Here is a 16,910-nt window from a genome sequence, read left to right on the forward strand (position 1 = left end):
GGGGTCGGGGGACAAGAACGGCCCGCCACCGACGCGAACGCGGTGGCGGGCCGTACCGGAGTCGACCGGTGCGCGCCTCGCGGGACCGGGCGGGGCCGCGGGCCGGGCGGTTTCCCGGCGGGCCCGGGCGGGCCGGGCGGAATCAGGCCTCGTCGGTGCCCTCGGGGGCCTCGCCGTCCTCGCCCTCGATCTCGTTCTGCAGGCCGAGGCGCTCGACGATCCACTGCTCGAAGCCGACCGCGGCCTGGGTCCAGTTGGCGGTGGTGGTCACGAAGTAGTCCAGGTTGACGCCGGTGCCGACGATCATCTGGGCCTCGCCGATCAGGCGGACCACGCCGTCCTCGTGGGTGTGGGTGTAGACCTTGGGCCAGAGGGTCTCGCGGTTCCACTCGTCGATCAGGTCGAGGACCTCGCCCTTCTTCTCCAGCGGGTACGCGCGGTCGTAGAAGGCGCGGACCGCGAAGAGCTCCTTCTGCTCGCCGCGGAACATGTAGTAGACGCGGAAGCCCTCCCAGGGCGCGGTGAGGTCGCCCTCCTCGTCCACGACGTGCTTGAGCTGCATCTGGTCGAGCAGCTGGGTGACCAGGCCCTGGTCCGGAACGATGATCGGCGGCGGGCCGGCCGGCTGCCCGCCCTGGCCGCCGGGCTGACCGCCCTGGGGCACGCCGAAGGACGGGATGGACGACGGGTCGATGCTCATGGGGGTCCTCTTCCTCAGTGCACGTGGTGGCCGGCAATGAGAGGCCGCCCTTTCCACCTCCCATCCTGCCTCATCCGGGCCTCCGCTCACAGGGGCACCCGGGGGCGCGCCGATCTTCGTTCCGGTGCTGATCGGAGGGTGTCGGGGGCGGCTGGGGGGCCACCGGTCACGGAGGGTGTCCGGGGTGGGGCGGGGGTCGCGCCGAGGCGGGCCCGAGTGAGCCACGTCACGCGCCCGGCGCGCGGGTTCGCCTGCCGTACGGGCCGGATGCGGTTAGCGTGCGACGGAACTCACTTCACGCAAAGCCCGTCCCGTACGGGCAAGTTGAGCTGGTCTGAGTTGAGGGGGAGCACAGGTGGACGGAACGGTGGCGGGGGAGGGCGCATCGCTCGGGGCGCTGCTGCGGACCATCCGGCTGGACCGGGGGATGACGCAGGAGCAGCTCGGTGACGCCACGGGGTTGAGCGTGCGGTCGATCCGGGACCTGGAACGGGGGGTGTCCTGTCCACGGGTGTCGACGTTGCGGCTGCTGACCCAGACCTGGAACCTGCCGGAGGCGCAGGGGGCCGAGCTGCACCGGCTGGCGCGCAGCTGGCGGGACCGGTCGCGGCGGCGGCTGCGACGGGGCGCGGCCGAGTGACCGTGACGGCCGAGTGACCGCGACGGCCGGGTGACCGCGACGGCCGGGCGGCCGTCCGCGGTGCCCGCCCCGGACGTGACGGCGGGCCGTCCCCCTCCGTCCGGAAGGGAACGGCCCGCGCGCACGGCGCTACTTCTCCAGCGGCCCCCGGCCGCGGACGGTCAGCCCGTCGCCCTCCTCGTTCCGCTCGACCAGGACGGTGTCCCCGTCGTGCACCGCGCCGGACAGGATGGCCCGGGCCAGCTGGTCGCCGATCGCCGACTGCACCAGCCGGCGCAGCGGCCGGGCGCCGTACGCCGGGTCGTAACCGGCGAGCGCCAGCCAGTCACGGGCGGCCTCGGAGACCTCCAGGGTGAGCCGCCGCTCGTTGAGCCGCTCGCCGAGGCGGGCCACCTGCAGGTCGACGATCCGGCTCAGCTCGGCGGTGCCCAGCGGGTCGAAGACCACGATGTCGTCCAGCCGGTTGAGGAACTCCGGCTTGAACGCGGAGCGGACGGCGCCCAGCACCAGCTCCCGCTTCTCCGTCTCCGGGGTGGCCGGGTCGACCAGGTACTGGCTGCCCAGGTTGGAGGTGAGGATCAGGATGGCGTTGCGGAAGTCCACCGTGCGGCCCTGGCCGTCGGTGAGCCGCCCGTCGTCCAGCACCTGGAGCAGGACGTCGAAGACCTCGGGGTGCGCCTTCTCCACCTCGTCCAGCAGGACGACGCTGTACGGGCGGCGGCGGACCGCCTCGGTGAGCTGGCCGCCCTCCTCGTAGCCGACGTACCCGGGCGGGGCGCCGACCAGGCGGGAGACCGAGTGCTTCTCGCCGTACTCGCTCATGTCGATCCGGACCATCGCCCGCTCGTCGTCGAAGAGGAAGTCGGCCAGGGCCTTGGCGAGTTCGGTCTTGCCGACACCGGTCGGGCCGAGGAAGAGGAACGAGCCGGTCGGCCGGTCCGGGTCGGCGATGCCGGAGCGGGTGCGGCGCACCGCGTCCGAGACGGCCTGCACGGCCTCCGCCTGACCGATCAGGCGTCGGCCCAACTCCTCCTCCATGCGCAGGAGTTTGGCGCTCTCGCCCTCCAGCAGGCGGCCGGCCGGGATGCCCGTCCAGGAGGCGACCACGTCGGCCACGTCGTCCGGGCCGACCTCCTCCTTGACCATCGGGGCGGAGGCGGACCCGGGCTCGGTGTCCGCCGTGGCGGCGCGCTCCTGGGCCTCGGCGAGCTCGGCCTCGGCGGCCGGGATCTCGGCGTACATCAGCTTGGACGCCCGCTCGAAGTCCCCGTCGCGCTGGGCGCGTTCGAGCGCACCGTGCAGGTCGTCCAGCCGCTCCTTGAGCTCGCCGACCCGGTTGAGGCTCTTCTTCTCCTGCTCCCACCGTGCGGTGAGCACGCTCAACTGCTCGTTCCGGTCGGCGAGATCGCGCCGCAGTCGGGCCAGCCGGTCGACCGAGGCCGGGTCCGACTCCTTCTCCAGGGCCAGCTCCTCCATCCGCAACCGGTCGACGGAGCGCTGGAGTTCGTCGATCTCGACCGGGGAGGAGTCGATCTCCATCCGCAGCCGGGAGGCCGCCTCGTCGACCAGGTCGATCGCCTTGTCGGGCAGGAAGCGGGCGGTGATGTAGCGGTCGGACAGGGTGGCCGCGGCGACCAGGGCGGCGTCCGAGATCTGCACCTTGTGGTGCGCCTCGTAGCGGCCCTTGAGGCCGCGCAGGATGGCGATGGAGTCCTCCACGCTGGGCTCGCCGACCATCACCTGCTGGAAACGGCGCTCCAGGGCCGGGTCCTTCTCGATCCGCTCGCGGTACTCGTCCAGCGTGGTGGCGCCGACCATCCGCAGCTCGCCGCGGGCCAGCATCGGCTTGAGCATGTTGCCGGCGTCCATCGCGGAGTCGCCGCCGGCGCCCGCGCCGACCATGGTGTGCAGCTCGTCGATGAAGGTGACGACCCGGCCGTCGGAGGCCTTGATGTCGTTCAGGACGGCCTTCAGCCGCTCCTCGAACTCGCCGCGGTACTTGGCGCCCGCGACCATCGCGCCGAGGTCCAGCGCGACCAGCCGCTTGCCGCGCAGCGACTCCGGCACGTCGCCGGCCACGATGCGCTGGGCCAGGCCCTCGACCACGGCGGTCTTGCCGACGCCGGGCTCGCCGATCAGCACCGGGTTGTTCTTGGTCCGGCGGGAGAGCACCTGGACCACCCGGCGGATCTCGTGGTCCCGGCCGATGACCGGGTCGAGCTTGCCGTCCCGGGCGGCCTGGGTGAGGTCGGTGCCGTACTTCTCCAGCGCCTTGTAGGTGCCCTCCGGGTCCGGCGAGGTGACCTTGCCGCTGCCGCGGACGTCCTTGAACGCGGCGAGCAGCGCCTTCGGCGTCGCGCCCTGGTGCACCAGCAGCTCGGCGACCGGACCGCCCTCGGCGGCCAGGCCGACCATCAGGTGCTCGGTGGAGACGTACTGGTCGTCCAGGTCCTCCGCGCGCTTCCCGGCCTCGGTGAGCACCGCGAGGGTGTCCCGGGCGAGCTGCGGCGCGGCGACCGTCGAACCCATCGCGCTGGGCAGCGCGGCGGCCTGGCGACGTGCCTCGGCGTCGATCCGGGTGGCGTCCGCCCCGACCGCCTCCAGCAGGGGCCGGGCGATGCCCTCGGGCTGCTCCAGCAGGGCGATCAGGATGTGCACCGGCTTGACGTCCGGGTTGCCTGCCGCGCCCGCCTGCCGGATCGCGGCGGACAGGGCGTCCTGCGTCTTGGTGGTGAACTTGCTGGCGTCCACTGCTGGGGGATCCTCCCTCGTCGTCCTTCACGGTTCGCTGCGCGCCGGTGCCGCGTGTTCCGCGGCGTCCTGCGGTCTTCTACGTCTTCTACGTCTTCTGGCGTCTGCTGTTTCCAGCATGCACTAAGTTGAGTCTATTCCACTCAACTTTCCGGTGAACGTTCCGGGCGCCCTCCAGCCCGGTTCACCCCCGGGCCGAACGCGCGGCGGGGCTCCTGCGGCCCTTGCGGGTCAGCACCAGCAGCTCCCGCGCCGGGCCGCCCGGCCGCTGCCCGGCCGGCCAGACCGCGCGCAGCGGCCGCCGCAGGTCCAGCCCCTCCGCCAGCGGCACCTCGACCAGCCGCCGGGTCGCCAGCTCCTCCACCACCGCCAGCTCGCTCAGGCAGACCGGCCCGGCCCCCGTCATCGCCGCCGCCTTCAGCGCGGTGGACGAGGCCAGTTCGAGGCGGGGCCGCGCGGCGCCCCCGTACGGCCGCAGCGCGGTCTCCAGCACCTCCCGGGTGCCCGAGCCGGGCTCGCGCAGCACCAGCGGGGTGGCCGCCAGCTCCGGACCGGTCAGCGGGCTGCGGCGGCGTGCCCACGGGTGGCCGGGCGCCACCACGACGACCAGCCGGTCCGCCGCCACCACCGCGCCGACGAGCCCGGGCGGGGTGCCCGGGCCCTCGACGAAGCCGAGGTCGGCGTGCCCGGCCAGGACGTGCCCGGCGACCTCCGCCGAGTTCGCCGTCCGCAGCGTCACCGCGGTGCCCGGACTGGTCTCGGCGAGCCCCATCAGCCAGCCCGGCATCAGGTACTCGGCGACGGTCAGGCTGGCCACCACCCGCAGTTTGGCGTCCCGGCGCTCGCGCAGCGCGTCGATCCCGGCGTCCAGCGCCTGCGCCGCCTCCACCACCTGCCGGGCCCACTCGACCACCAGCCGGCCCGCCTCGGTCGGCCTGCTGCCGCGTGGCGAGCGGTCCAGCAGCGGGACGCCGATCTGCCGCTCCATGCCCTTGATCCGGGCGCTGGCGGTCGGCTGGCTGACGCCCAGCTCGGCCGCCGCCCGCCCGACGCTGCCCAGCCGGGCCACCGCGAGCAGCAGTTCCAGGGCGCCGAGTTCGGGGACGTGGGGGGAGAGGGGCATAGGGTCAGGCTATGCCCCCATAGGTTCCCCGGCGCTACCGGCGGCCGGGGCCGGGGCGGATGGTGGGGGACATGTCCGCCTTGGCCGAAGTCCGCCCCCTGACCCGCCCCGCCGTCCGCCGCTCCCGGTACGACCTCTCCCAGCTCGGCCCCAACTGGTACGCCGCCGTGATGGGCACCGCGATCCTCGCCAACGGCGCCGCCGCGCTGCCCGTACGACCGCCCGGGCTGACCGGTCTCGCCGAGGTGACGTGGGCGCTCGGCCTGGCCGCCCTGCTGGTGCTGGGCTCGGCCCGGCTGGTGCACCTCACCCGGCACCGCGCGGCCGCCCGGGCCCACCTGCTGGAGCAGCCGGCCGCCGCGGTCTTCTACGGCTGCCCGCCGATGGCCCTGCTGTCGGTCGGCCTCGGGACGCTGCTGGTCGGCTCCCGGGTGATCGGCACCGGCCCGGCGGTCGCGGTGGACGCCGTCCTGTGGGGCGCCGGCACCCTGTACGCGCTGGCCGTCGCCGGCGGCATCCCGTACCTGATGATCACCCGGCACCGGGTCTCCGCCCTGGAGTCCAACCCGACCTGGCTGCTGCCGGTGGTCGCCCCGCTGGTCGCCTCCGCCTGCGGCCCGGTGCTGGTCCCGCACCTGCCGGCCGGGGCGCCGCGGCAGGCCATGCTGTACGCCTGTTGCGGACTGTTCGGGATCGGGCTGCTGGCCACCCTGGTGCTGCTGCCGGTCGTGTTCACCGGGCTGTTCCACAGCAAGCTGCCCACCTTGGTGCTCACCCCCTCGCTGTTCCTGGTGCTCGGCCCGCTCGGCCAGTCCGTCACCGCCGTCCACCAGCTCGCCGACGCGGCCCGGCCGGTGCTGCCCGCGTTGGCCCCCGCCATGCTCGACCTCGCCGAGCTGTACGGCGTCGCGGTGATCGGCGTCGCCCTGCTCTGGCTGGCCGTCGCGCTCGCCGCCAACCTGCGCGCCCGCCGGGCCGGGATGCCCTTCGCGATGACCTGGTGGGCGTACACCTTCCCGATCGGCACCTGCGTCACCGGCGCCTCGGCGCTCGCCAGGCACACCGGCTTCGGGGGCTTCACCGCGCTGGCCGCCGGGCTGTACCTGCTGCTGGCGGTCGCCTGGGTGCTCGCGGCGGGCGGTACGGCGGCCGGGCTGGCGCGCGGCAGGCTGCTGGCGCGCTGAGCCGACGGGCGGGGGCCGGGGCGCGGCGCGGGCGCGGGAGTCGAACGATCACCGCCCGTAGACACGCAGCTCAGGGGAGCACGCCGCCGTTGCAGGAACGCGCAGCCGCGAGATGACCGTGCACTGCCAACCGGCGGTACCGCCGGGCGCCGTCCGCACCCCCCGCTGGCCTCGGGCTTTACCGGAACCCGGGCCGCCGCCCGACTCGCCGCTCGCTCGCCAACCTGCAGATAGCTGCAATTGCGCGAACCTGCACGCGGACGGCACTTGTTCACCGGTCGTCACGCTGTGAGGGTGGAGACACGTCAAGTCGTCCGGGCAACCGCGGCCCGATGACGGCGATCGCTCTTCGATGCTGACCGCCGGCACGTCATTCGCGCGCCGGTGGAACGGGGGGGAAGAGCGCCGGCCGGGGACCATGTGTGGTGATGGCCCCCGGGACCGGAGCCGTCGAGGCGTTGCTGCTCCGCCTCGACGGAATCGCCGTGACCTTGACGTACGGACGGCGGCCCCCGGCGGCCCCGGTGCGACGGCACCCGGGCCCGGGGTCCGCCGTCCCACCCGGTACCGTGACCGCCGACCGCGTGATCACGCCGTACCGGCACCCGGTACCGTGAGCCCGCCCGGCCCCGGTACCCGCGGCTCGCGCAGCGGGGGAGCGCGGGCGGCACCAGGGGAGCGGCATCCGGCAGGGAGAGTGCGACGTGACGGCGGAACAGACGGTCGCGCCGCACCGGACCGGGCCCGTGGGCGGAGAACCCGACGAGGCCGCCCAGCAGCTGTACCTGGCGATCATCGCCGAGGGCGGCCGCATCCCCTGCGCGGGCGTCGCGGACACCGACCGCGGCCCCCTCCAGCAGCTGATCGACATCGGCCTGCTGATGGTCAACCCGGTGGACCGCTGCTACACCGCCGTCAGCCCGCGCTCGGTCAGCGACCGGCTCGGCGCCGAACTCCGCAGCGAGGCCACCCGCTTGCTGGTCCGCGCCGAGAACCTCCCCGGCGCCCTGGACGGCCTCACCCGCGCCTACGACGCGATGCCCCGCCCCTCCGGCCGGGCCGGCGGCGCCGTCCACGTCGAGGGGCACGTCCACATCCGCCAGCGGATCTCCCAGCTGGTCTCCGACTGCCGCTCCGAAGTCCTCACCGCCCAGCCCGGCCACCGCCCCGCCGACACCCTGCAGGTCGCCCTCCTCCAGGACGTCCAACTCCTCCAGCGCGGCTGCTCACTGCGCACCATCTACCAGCCGGTCGCCCTCGCCGAGCCGCCCGCCCTCGCCTACGCCGCGGAGGTCACCCGGCACGGCTCCCTCATCCGCGTCCTCGACGAACCCTTCCAGCGGCTCATCGTCTTCGACCGGACCGTCGCCGTGATCTCCGCCAGCGAGGACAACAGCACCGCGGCCTTCATCAGCGACCCCGCCACCATCGCCTTCCTGGTCGGCACCTTCGAACGCGACTGGGCCCGCGCCGACACCACCGAAGCCGCCGCCGCCCTCGGCCAGGGCCCCGCCCGCACCATCCCCGACCGGGTCGGCCGCCTCCTCGCCCGCGGCCTCACCCAACGCGCCGTCGCCACCCGCCTCGGCCTCAGCGAACGCACCGTCGCCGCCCACATCTCCCGCCTCCGCGACCGCTACGGCGCCCAGACCCTCTTCCAGCTCGGCTGGCTGATGAGAGGCGCCCGCGATGACCGATGAACCCGCCCCCGCCGAACGGGCCCTCTACCGCGCCGCCGTCCGGGCCGGCGGCCGACTGCGCCCCGACGACCTCGCCCCCGCCGACCGCGCCGCCTTCGCCGCGCTCGTCGCCCGCGGCCTCCTCACCGCCACCCCCACCGGCTGGACCGCCGCCAACCCGCGCGCCCTCGGCGACCGCATCGGCGCCGAACTGCGCACCCGCGCCACCCGACTGCTCCAGCACGCCGAACGGCTCTCCGCCACCCTCGCCCCGCTCACCCCCGCCTACGAGGCCGTCCGCCGCCCCCACGGACCGGGCGAGGCCGTCCACGTCGACGGCACCGCCGCCATCCGCCGACGCATCTCCCGACTCGTCTCCGAGTGCCGGGAGGAACTCCTCGCCGCCCGGCCCGGCCCCCACCCGGCCGACGACGACCTCCGGACAACCCTCGCCCAGGACCTCTCCCTGCTCCGCCGCGGCTGCGCGGTGCGCGCCCTCCACCAGCCCGCCGCCCTCACCGAGCACACCGTCCAACGCCGGCTCGCCCTGCGCGCCCGGCACGGCGCCCGGGTCCGACTGCTCGCCGAACCCTACGAACGGCTCCTCGTCTTCGACCGCAAGGTCGCCGTCATCCCCGCCGCCTCCGACCACACCAGTGCCGCCGTGGTCGACGACCCCTCGACGGTCGCCTTCGTGGTCGACACCTTCGAGCAGCTGTGGGAGCGCGCCGAAGGACTCAACTGGTCTGCTTCGGCGGCCGGTTCCACCGAGCCACCCACCCACCACCACACCGCCCGCCTCCTGGCCCAGGGCCTCACCCAACGCGCCATCGCCACCCGCCTGGGCCTCAGCGAACGCACCGTCGCCGGCCACATCGCCCGCCTGCGGGAGTCGTACGACGCCGAGACGCTGTTCCAGCTCGGGTGGCAGATGAGGGGAGCCCGTGATGCCTGAACTCGACCTGCCCGAGGCTGCCCGCGCGTTCTACCGGGAGATCCTCAAGGAAGGCGGCCGCATCCACCTCGGCGACATCCGCCCCGAGGACGAACCGGCGGTCAAGCAACTCGCCGACCTCGGCCTGCTGGCCTTCCGTATCGCCGACAGCGCCTACAGCGCGGTGAACCCGCGGACCGTCGGCGAGCGCATCGGTGCCGACCTCCGCGAGGAGAGCGCCCGCCTGCTGGCCCGGGCCGCGCTGGTCCCGGACCTGCTGGACGATCTGGCGCAGGCCTACGATTCGGCGCCTCGCCGGCGTCCGTCGGGCCGTGGCATACGGCGCGTGTCGGGCATGGTCGAGATCCGGCACCTGATTTCGCAGACGACCAGGGACTACCCGCACGAAGCACTGGCCGCCCAACCGGGCGGGCCCCGACCGCACGACCACATGGCGGACGCGCTGGACCAGGCCCGTCGCTACGTCGAGGGGGGCGGCGCCATGCACACCATCTTCGAGCCCTCGGCCTGCTCCGATCCGCGAACCGTCGAGTACGCGGCGCAGTCCACGCGGGTCGGTGCCCCGATCCGGCTGCTGGACGGACCGTTCACCAAGACGCTGATCTTCGACCGGGCCGTCGCGCTGATCCCGGCCACCGCCGATCACACGGTGGCCGCTGTGGTGGAGGATCCGGCGATGGTCGCCTACCTGGTGGGCGTCTTCGAACGGCAGTGGGAGCAGGCCCAGGTGGTGGACTGGGAGGCGCTCGTCGACGGATCCACCGGGTCCACGACCCTGGAGCAGGTGGGCCGTCTGCTCTCCCGCGGGCTCACGCAGCGGGCGATCGCCAGCCGGATGGGACTGAGCGAACGGACGGTCGCCGGTCACATCGCCCGGCTGCGTGAGCTGTACGACGCGGAGACGCTGTTCCAACTGGGCTGGCAGATGCGGGGAGCCCGGACGGGGGAGTCCGGTGGCTGAGCGCTGCTCAGCCGGTGGCGGCCGGCCAGTAGCCGGGGACCGGGGGCTGCTGCCGGGGGACGGTGAACTGCTCGCCGGGGGCGGTCCAGAATCCCTCGCGCAGGGAGAGGGCCATGCCGGCCCAGTCCAGGGCGGTCTCGACCGTGTGGTTGAGGGCCTCCTGCGACCAGGTGTCGTCGAAGACCAGCGGCAGGACGGGGGCGACCTGCTCGATGGTGGCGATCAGCGGGTTGTGGGTGATGGCCTCGTCGACGAGGAGGACGATCGGCTTCCGCAGCGCCGAGGCCCAGCCCAGCTCCAGGCTCACACCGGCCGAGAGCGGCGCTCCCACGTAGGCGAACACGAGGTCCGCGGACTGCAGGGCGCGGAAGTCGGACGGAACGCGGGGCTCCGGAGCGCGGCCGGAGATGGTCCAGGCGTCACTGTGGTGCGCGCTGTACACGGCGGCACCGCTGCGGAGCAGGGTGGTGCGAAGCGTCGTCAGCCGCGTCCGGCTGGCGAGCGTCACCACGCTGTCGGCCGGGCCGGTCAGCCGCATCAGCGGCGCGGCCAGGAACACACGCGCACGCCGGCCCTCAGGGGCCTGGCTGTCGTGGTGACGCAGGTAGGGCTCAGTCATGTCGACTCCGGGGGAAGGCCGACCGGGTTAGGAAGTGGCGCCGGCAGGCGTTGAGAGTGGTTGCTGCTTCAAGTTGTCCGGTGCCCTGCTGGGTTCAATTGACAGTACAGCAACAGAATTGTCGACTGGTGCTGGACTATCGGGGGCGAACTGATCGTCCATCGAGGGCGCCTGCCGCGTCCAGGGTTTCCCGGTGTCATGTGGATGCCTGGCAGTGAGATGACGCATCCGCAGGCGCGCAGGTGTTGGCAGGCTCGCACGCCCTAAGGCAACATGTGGTCGATAAGTTTGTCTTGATGCTGCGTTCGAAGCAGATGACGGAAGGGGCGGGTATGTCTAACTTGTGCCGTTTTGTCCGTAAGGCCGTTCTGCCTCTTGCCGTCGGTGTGGCTGCATTGCTAGGCGCCTGTCTCGCTGTCGACCCTGCGGACGCCCCCTCTGATTCGTCGGTGGCTGCCGCGGCCTCTGCCATGGATGACATCAGCTGGGGCTAGCTGCGTACGTCAAGGCCTGGCGGCCGGGGTCGATCGCTGACCAGCCTTCATTGTGGATGATCTGATTCGCATGCAGAGTAAATCTGTCTAATCTCGCCAGGGTCTCGATCTGGCGCTGGTTGTTGCGGGGTGCGGCTCTACAGCCGCTTCCTGTCAGCGGCTTCCGCCTGTGCGAGCGCGTATCCGAGCTGGAACAAGGAATCCACATTGTGCTCCTCGCGCATCTCGGCGATGTGGCGCGCGAGGGTTCGCTCGCTGATGCCCAGACGCCTTGCGATCACTCTGTGGTTGGTTCCCGCGAGCAGCAGCTCAATGATTGTTTGGCGGAGTCGTGAGACGACTTGTTGAGGGACTGTGCGATCTCCGTCGAAGTCGAGGGCGCGGCTCCAGCTTGGCTCGAAGACCTGTTCGGCGAGGTAGTTTGCCACTGCAGGTTCATGAATGAAGGCGGCCGAGTTCAAGTCGTGCGCGACTGGAATGACGGCAATCTTTCGGTCTATCACGATGAGGCGGGTGTAGGGCTCGTCAAGAGTCCGGTACTGGCCCCCGGCCTTGGCGAGACGTGCCACATAGTCTCGCGTGGGCTGGTGGTAGCGCGTGCTCGCGTGGTAAATCGTGCGAATCTCTGTGCCATTGTTCAGCATGGCGAGGTCTCGGTCGATCACCGAGGCCAGTAGCTCGGGAGGTCTCGGGCCACCGGGTTGAAGAGCTAGGGCCTCTTCTGCGCCTGCGTCGGCGTACTGCTGCATCTTCTGGTTTATGAGCACCTTTCCATGAACGTATTCGATCGAGCCGCCACCCTGTCCGGGTGTGTGGAATTCCTGGGCAAGTTCACTCAATTCGGCGGGCAGGGCAACCGATCGAGAGAGAAGGTCGAGTGCCTGCCGCTGCCACGCACTGCTGAGGCTCTGTGAGAGCTGGGTCGGGTCGATGGCAACCAGGATGTCCGGGGCATCGGAGTCCGGAACCAGAAGTCCGATTCTGATCAACTCGTCCAGTGGATTCGACTCGTCAGAGCCTGCTGCATCTCGCACCGTGCGGCCGCCGGTCCTGATGATCTGCGAGAAGAGATCGCGAGCTTCTGCCGAGAGTATCGGTGCCCCATTTGAGATGGGGCCGAGTTGAGCTCGTCCACTCATGTCGGCTCCTTGCCGTTGACCGAAACCCGCCGGGACCTGTTCCATCAGATCCTAGGACGCGAGTCCATTACTGACGATGAGATCGCTAGTGTCCCGTGAGCTAGGCCGATCGCCAGGTCGATACTCTCTCACCAAGGCCGAGCCGCCGGCACCCCCCGGACAGGAGGGGGCCGGCGGCGGGCCGGGCGGGTGTCGGTCAGCGCTTGGGGCGCCAGACGACGAGGGCGCTGGACTGGGGGGTGGGGGGCTGGTACGGGACGAGGTCGCGGCGGTAGGAGGCGTGGACGGCGGCCTCGCGCTGCTGGAGGGCGGTGGCGGCGCCTTCCAGGGAGTCGACGAGTTCGGCGACGCGGGACTGGAGGGCGGTGACCTGGTTCTCCAGCTCGATGATCCGCTTGATGCCCGCCAGGTTGATGCCCTCGTCCTGGGAGAGCCGCTGGACCTCGCGCAGCTGCTGGATGTCGCGGGCGGAGTAGCGGCGCCCGCGGCCGGCGGTGCGGTCGGGGCAGACGAGGCCGAGGCGGTCGTACTGGCGCAGGGTCTGCGGGTGCAGGCCGGACAGTTCGGCGGCCACCGAGATGACGTACACCGGGGTGTCCTCGGTGAGGACGTACGGCGGTGCGGCCGAGGGGGCCCGGCGGGGGCGGCGGGTGCCGTCGCCGGGCAGGCCTTCGCCGAGGCCGGGGCCGATCGGGCCCTCGGGGGTGACCGGGTTGACCGGGTTCATCGGGGACATCTGGTCGTCACGCTCCCTTCGCCGCCCGGAAGAGGGCTGCTCGCGGATCGTCGGAGGCGGTGGCCTCGCGGTACTGCTCCAGGGCGTCCAGCGCGTCGCCGGTGACGTGCTGGGGCACCACGACCTCGACGGTGACGAGGAGGTCGCCGCGGGTGCCGTCCTTGCGGGTGGCGCCCTTGCCGCGGGCGCGCATGGTGAGGCCGTTGGCGCTGCCCGGGGGCAGCTTGAGCTTCACGGAGGGGCCGCCGAGGGTGGGGACCTCGATGGTGGCGCCGAGGGCGGCCTCGGGGAAGGTGACCGGGACGGTGACGGTGAGGTTGTCGCCCTTGCGGCCGAAGACCGGGTGCGGGTCGACGTGCACGGTGACGTAGAGGTCGCCGGGCTGGCCGCCGCGTTCGCCCTGGGCGCCCTTGCCCTTGAGCCGGATGCGCTGGTCGGCCTGGACGCCGGCCGGGATGCGGACCTGCATGGTGCGGGCCGAGCTGGCCCGGCCGCTGCCGTGGCAGTCGGTGCACGGGTCGTCGACGATCATGCCCCGGCCGCGGCAGTCCTTGCACGGCTCGGAGAGCGCGAACGCGCCCTGGCCGCGGCTGACGGTGCCCGCGCCGACGCAGGTGGGACAGACCCGGGGGGTGGTGCCGGACTTGGCGCCGGTGCCGTTGCAGGTGCGGCAGGGCGCCTGGCTGGTCATCCGCAGCGGGACGGTGGCGCCGTCGACCGCCTCCTCGAAGGAGAGCGTCACCTCGGTCTCGACGTCGGCGCCGCGCCGGGGCTGGGCCTGCCGGGTGCCGCCGCGGTTGAAGAGGCCGCCGAAGACGTCGCCGAGCCCGCCGCCGCTGCCGCCCTGGTTGCCGCTGAAGAGGTCGCCGAAGTCGAAGCTGTAGCTGCCGGTGCCGCCGGGGCCGCCGGCCCGGAAGCCGCCGTTGGCGAAGAGGCTGCGGGCCTCGTCGTACTCCTTGCGGCGCTTCTCGTCGGACAGGACGTCGTACGCCTCGGAGATGTCCTTGAACCGCTCCTCGGCCTTGGCGTCACCCTTGTTGGCGTCGGGGTGGAACTCGCGCGCGAGCTTGCGGTAGGTCTTCTTGATCTCGGTGGCGGTGGCGTCCTTGGGCACGCCGAGGACCTTGTAGTAGTCCTTCTCCACGTAGTCCTTACCGCTCATGCGTCCACCTCGCTGCGCCCGGCGGCGGCTGAGCGGACCACGCACCCCTCAACGGTTCCCCAGCCTTCGGCAGGGGGGACCCCCATGCTGCGCTCGCTCACGGCTCCCGCCACCTCCCGATGTCCATCGTCACTGTGCTGTCAACAGCGGTGGAACGCGCCGCCGTCGACAGAGCGCTGCGGAGCCGGCCGCCGTACTGGCCGGCGTACGACTCCGCAGCGCACTGGTTGTCAGCTGTCACAGCTTGTCAGCTGTCCGAGCCACCGTCGGACTTGTCCGTTTCGCCGGACTTCGTCTCGGCGTCCGGGCCGGCGGCCGTCTGGGTGCCCGGCTGGGGCTCCGCGACGGCGACCATCGCCGGGCGGATGATCCGCTCGCCGATGCGGTAGCCGGGCTGGAGGATCTGCACGCAGGTGTCCTCGGTGACGTCCGAGGAGTAGCTGTGCATCAGCGCCTCGTGCATGGTCGGGTCGAAGGGCTCGCCCTCCTTGCCGAACTGCTGCAGGCCCAGCTTGGCGACGACCGTCTCCAGCGACTCGGCGACGGACTTGAAGCCGCCCGTGACCTCGCCGTGCTCGCGGGCGCGGCCGATGTCGTCCAGGACCGGGATCAGGGACTCCAGGATGTTGGAGACCGCGATCTCGCGGACGGTCAGCCGGTCGCGCTCGACCCGCTTGCGGTAGTTCTGGTACTCGGCCTGCAGGCGCTGCAGGTCGCCGGTCCGCTCGGCCAGTTCGCGCTTGGCGGTGGCGAGCTCCTCCGAGGCGCCCTCGGCGGCACCGGCCGCCGCGGCCTCCTCGGCGGCCTTGATCACGGCCTCCTCGGCGGCGGAGTCGTCGCCGGGCTTGCCGCCCTGCGGCTTGTCCGTCATGCCGACGCACCGCCCTTGGGCTTCTCGTCGTCCACGATCTCGGCGTCGACGACGTCGTCCTCGGCCTTGGCCTGGGCGGAGTCGCCGGCCGCGGCGGCACCGGCGGCGTCGGCGTTGGCGTAGAGCGCCTGGCCGAGCTTCTGCGCGGTGGTGGAGACCTTCTCCGAGGCCTCGCGGATCTTCGCGATGTCCTCGCCCTTCAGGGCCTCCTTGAGCTCGCCGATGGCGGTCTCGACCTCGGTCTTGACGTCGCCCGGGAGCTTGTCGGCGTTGTCGGCGATGAACTTCTCGGTCGAGTAGACGAGCTGCTCGGCGGAGTTGCGGGTCTCGACGGCCTCGCGGCGCTTGTGGTCGTCCTCGGCGTACTGCTCGGCCTCGCGGCGCATGCGGTCGACCTCGTCCTTCGGCAGCGAGGAGCCGCCGGTGACGGTCATCTTCTGCTCCTTGCCGGTGCCGAGGTCCTTCGCGCCGACGTGCATGATGCCGTTGGCGTCGATGTCGAAGGTGACCTCGATCTGCGGCAGGCCGCGCGGCGCCGGCGGCAGGCCGGTCAGCTCGAACATGCCCAGCTTCTTGTTGTACGCCGCGATCTCGCGCTCGCCCTGGTAGACCTGGATCTGCACGGACGGCTGGTTGTCCTCGGCCGTGGTGAAGATCTCGGAGCGCTTGGTCGGGATCGTGGTGTTGCGCTCGATCAGCTTGGTCATGATGCCGCCCTTGGTCTCGATGCCGAGGGACAGCGGGGTGACGTCGAGCAGCAGGACGTCCTTGACCTCGCCCTTGAGGACACCGGCCTGGAGCGCGGCGCCGATGGCGACGACCTCGTCCGGGTTGACGCCCTTGTTGGCGTCCTGGCCGCCGGTCAGCTCCTTGACGAGCTCGGCGACGGCCGGCATGCGGGTCGAGCCGCCGACGAGGACGACGTGGTCGATCTCGGAGAGCGAGATGCCGGCGTCCTTGATGACGTTGTGGAACGGGACCTTGCAGCGCTCCAGCAGGTCGGCGGTCAGCTGCTGGAACTGGGCCCGGGTGAGCTTCTCGTCCAGGTGCAGCGGGCCCTCGGCGGAGGCCGTGATGTACGGCAGGTTGATCGAGGTCTCGGAGGACGAGGACAGCTCGATCTTGGCCTTCTCGGCGGCCTCGCGCAGACGCTGCAGGGCCATCTTGTCCTTGGACAGGTCGACGCCGTGGCCGGACTGGAAGACCTTGACCAGGTGGTCGACGACGCGCTGGTCCCAGTCGTCACCACCGAGGTGGTTGTCACCGTTGGTGGCCTTCACCTCGACGACCCCGTCGCCGATCTCCAGCAGGGAGACGTCGAAGGTGCCGCCGCCGAGGTCGAAGACCAGGATGGTCTGGTCGTCCTTGTCGAGGCCGTACGCGAGGGCGGCCGCGGTCGGCTCGTTGACGATGCGCAGGACGTTGAGGCCCGCGATCTCACCGGCCTCCTTGGTGGCCTGGCGCTCCGAGTCGTTGAAGTACGCCGGGACGGTGATGACGGCGTCGGTGACGGTCTCGCCCAGGTACGCCTCGGCGTCGCGCTTCAGCTTCTGCAGCACGAAGGCCGAGATCTGCTGCGGGTTGAAGTCCTTGCCGTCGATGTTGATCTTCCACCCGGTGCCCATGTGGCGCTTCACCGAGCGGATGGTGCGGTCCACGTTGGTGACCGCCTGGCGCTTGGCCACCTCGCCGACCAGGACCTCGCCGTTCTTCGCGAAGGCGACGACGGACGGCGTGGTCCGCGCGCCCTCGGCGTTCGTGATGACGGTGGGCTCGCCACCCTCCAGAACGCTGACGACCGAGTTCGTCGTGCCGAGGTCGATGCCGACCGCGCGTGCCATCGTAGATACCTCCACGGAAGAGTTGAGCTTTACGGGCTCAAGGATGCATGACCCG

14 protein-coding genes are annotated in these 16,910 nt (G+C 71.9%); 5 read left to right on the top strand and 9 right to left on the bottom strand.

Annotated elements, in window-relative coordinates:
• Positions 1-142 precede the first annotated feature (142 nt).
• Positions 143-700 (bottom strand): YbjN domain-containing protein, encoded by a 558-nt coding sequence (locus tag ACIRD3_RS15970; protein ID WP_402216228.1) that lies wholly within the window; start codon positions 698-700, stop codon positions 143-145.
• 355 nt (positions 701-1,055) lie between these two features.
• On the opposite strand from ACIRD3_RS15970, the gene ACIRD3_RS15975 reads away from it, so the two are divergent.
• On the top strand, positions 1,056-1,340 hold the full coding sequence (locus tag ACIRD3_RS15975; protein WP_402216231.1) for a helix-turn-helix domain-containing protein: 285 nt from the start codon (positions 1,056-1,058) through the stop codon (positions 1,338-1,340).
• Positions 1,341-1,469: 129 nt separating this feature from the next.
• On the opposite strand, the gene clpB is transcribed toward ACIRD3_RS15975, so the two are convergent.
• Positions 1,470-4,091 carry an ATP-dependent chaperone ClpB gene (gene clpB, locus ACIRD3_RS15980; RefSeq protein WP_402216234.1) on the bottom strand — a complete coding sequence of 874 codons (2,622 nt, stop codon included), beginning with the start codon at positions 4,089-4,091 and terminating at the stop codon, positions 1,470-1,472.
• Positions 4,092-4,275: 184 nt separating this feature from the next.
• On the bottom strand, positions 4,276-5,214 hold the full coding sequence (locus ACIRD3_RS15985) for a LysR family transcriptional regulator (RefSeq protein ID WP_402216236.1): 939 nt from the start codon (positions 5,212-5,214) through the stop codon (positions 4,276-4,278).
• A 71-nt stretch (positions 5,215-5,285) separates the two neighbouring features.
• Here ACIRD3_RS15985 and ACIRD3_RS15990 point away from each other — a divergent pair, with 71 nt between their 5' ends.
• The 4 genes from ACIRD3_RS15990 to ACIRD3_RS16005 all read left to right on the top strand — a co-directional run bounded on the left by ACIRD3_RS15990 (position 5,286) and on the right by ACIRD3_RS16005 (position 9,993).
• The gene (locus ACIRD3_RS15990) at positions 5,286-6,398 is read left to right on the top strand and encodes a TDT family transporter (RefSeq protein ID WP_402216239.1); all 1,113 of its coding nucleotides are present in this window, start codon (positions 5,286-5,288) and stop codon (positions 6,396-6,398) included.
• Between the two features lie 704 nt (positions 6,399-7,102).
• Positions 7,103-8,098, top strand: coding sequence for a LuxR C-terminal-related transcriptional regulator (locus ACIRD3_RS15995; protein ID WP_402216241.1), 996 nt, complete (start codon positions 7,103-7,105; stop codon positions 8,096-8,098).
• On the top strand, positions 8,088-9,032 hold the full coding sequence (locus ACIRD3_RS16000; protein ID WP_402216244.1) for a helix-turn-helix domain-containing protein: 945 nt from the start codon (positions 8,088-8,090) through the stop codon (positions 9,030-9,032). Before ACIRD3_RS15995 ends, ACIRD3_RS16000 begins: the two co-directional genes overlap by 11 nt.
• On the top strand, positions 9,025-9,993 hold the full coding sequence (locus ACIRD3_RS16005) for a LuxR family transcriptional regulator (protein ID WP_402216247.1): 969 nt from the start codon (positions 9,025-9,027) through the stop codon (positions 9,991-9,993). The genes ACIRD3_RS16000 and ACIRD3_RS16005 overlap by 8 nt, the downstream gene beginning before the upstream one ends.
• Before the next feature lie 7 nt (positions 9,994-10,000).
• Here the strand turns inward: ACIRD3_RS16005 and ACIRD3_RS16010 are convergent, their stop codons facing one another.
• The 6 genes from ACIRD3_RS16010 to dnaK all read right to left on the bottom strand — a co-directional run bounded on the left by ACIRD3_RS16010 (position 10,001) and on the right by dnaK (position 16,855).
• The gene (locus ACIRD3_RS16010; RefSeq protein WP_402216249.1) at positions 10,001-10,612 is read right to left on the bottom strand and encodes a hypothetical protein; all 612 of its coding nucleotides are present in this window, start codon (positions 10,610-10,612) and stop codon (positions 10,001-10,003) included.
• 631 nt (positions 10,613-11,243) lie between these two features.
• The gene (locus tag ACIRD3_RS16015) at positions 11,244-12,245 is read right to left on the bottom strand and encodes a helix-turn-helix domain-containing protein (protein WP_402216252.1); all 1,002 of its coding nucleotides are present in this window, start codon (positions 12,243-12,245) and stop codon (positions 11,244-11,246) included.
• A 196-nt stretch (positions 12,246-12,441) separates the two neighbouring features.
• Positions 12,442-12,972: a heat shock protein transcriptional repressor HspR gene (locus ACIRD3_RS16020; protein ID WP_402216367.1), complete on the bottom strand. Its 531-nt coding sequence runs from the start codon at positions 12,970-12,972 to the stop codon at positions 12,442-12,444.
• A gap of 16 nt (positions 12,973-12,988) precedes the next feature.
• The gene (gene dnaJ, locus ACIRD3_RS16025; RefSeq protein ID WP_402216255.1) at positions 12,989-14,143 is read right to left on the bottom strand and encodes a molecular chaperone DnaJ; all 1,155 of its coding nucleotides are present in this window, start codon (positions 14,141-14,143) and stop codon (positions 12,989-12,991) included.
• Positions 14,144-14,390: 247 nt separating this feature from the next.
• Positions 14,391-15,014, bottom strand: coding sequence for a nucleotide exchange factor GrpE (gene grpE / locus ACIRD3_RS16030; RefSeq protein ID WP_402216257.1), 624 nt, complete (start codon positions 15,012-15,014; stop codon positions 14,391-14,393).
• A complete protein-coding gene (gene dnaK, locus ACIRD3_RS16035; RefSeq protein WP_402216260.1) occupies positions 15,011-16,855 on the bottom strand; it encodes a molecular chaperone DnaK in 1,845 nt (614 codons plus the stop codon). Before dnaK ends, grpE begins: the two co-directional genes overlap by 4 nt.
• Positions 16,856-16,910 lie beyond the last annotated feature (55 nt).

The organism is Kitasatospora sp. NPDC093550 (assembly GCF_044764985.1).
GTDB lineage: Bacteria > Actinomycetota > Actinomycetes > Streptomycetales > Streptomycetaceae > Kitasatospora.

Bases quoted from the DNA above. Each gene is read 5' to 3' on its own strand.
- ACIRD3_RS15990 (WP_402216239.1), top strand. From the start codon at position 5,286: ATGTCCGCCTTGGCCGAAGTCCGCCCCCTGACCCGCCCCGCCGTCCGC.
- ACIRD3_RS15985 (WP_402216236.1), bottom strand. From the start codon at position 5,214: ATGCCCCTCTCCCCCCACGTCCCCGAACTCGGCGCCCTGGAACTGCTG.
- ACIRD3_RS16020 (WP_402216367.1), bottom strand. From the start codon at position 12,972: ATGAACCCGGTCAACCCGGTCACCCCCGAGGGCCCGATCGGCCCCGGC.
- ACIRD3_RS16015 (WP_402216252.1), bottom strand. From the start codon at position 12,245: ATGAGTGGACGAGCTCAACTCGGCCCCATCTCAAATGGGGCACCGATA.
- grpE (WP_402216257.1), bottom strand. From the start codon at position 15,014: ATGACGGACAAGCCGCAGGGCGGCAAGCCCGGCGACGACTCCGCCGCC.
- ACIRD3_RS16010 (WP_402216249.1), bottom strand. From the start codon at position 10,612: ATGACTGAGCCCTACCTGCGTCACCACGACAGCCAGGCCCCTGAGGGC.
- dnaJ (WP_402216255.1), bottom strand. From the start codon at position 14,143: ATGAGCGGTAAGGACTACGTGGAGAAGGACTACTACAAGGTCCTCGGC.
- ACIRD3_RS16005 (WP_402216247.1), top strand. From the start codon at position 9,025: ATGCCTGAACTCGACCTGCCCGAGGCTGCCCGCGCGTTCTACCGGGAG.
- ACIRD3_RS16000 (WP_402216244.1), top strand. From the start codon at position 8,088: ATGACCGATGAACCCGCCCCCGCCGAACGGGCCCTCTACCGCGCCGCC.
- dnaK (WP_402216260.1), bottom strand. From the start codon at position 16,855: ATGGCACGCGCGGTCGGCATCGACCTCGGCACGACGAACTCGGTCGTC.
- ACIRD3_RS15970 (WP_402216228.1), bottom strand. From the start codon at position 700: ATGAGCATCGACCCGTCGTCCATCCCGTCCTTCGGCGTGCCCCAGGGC.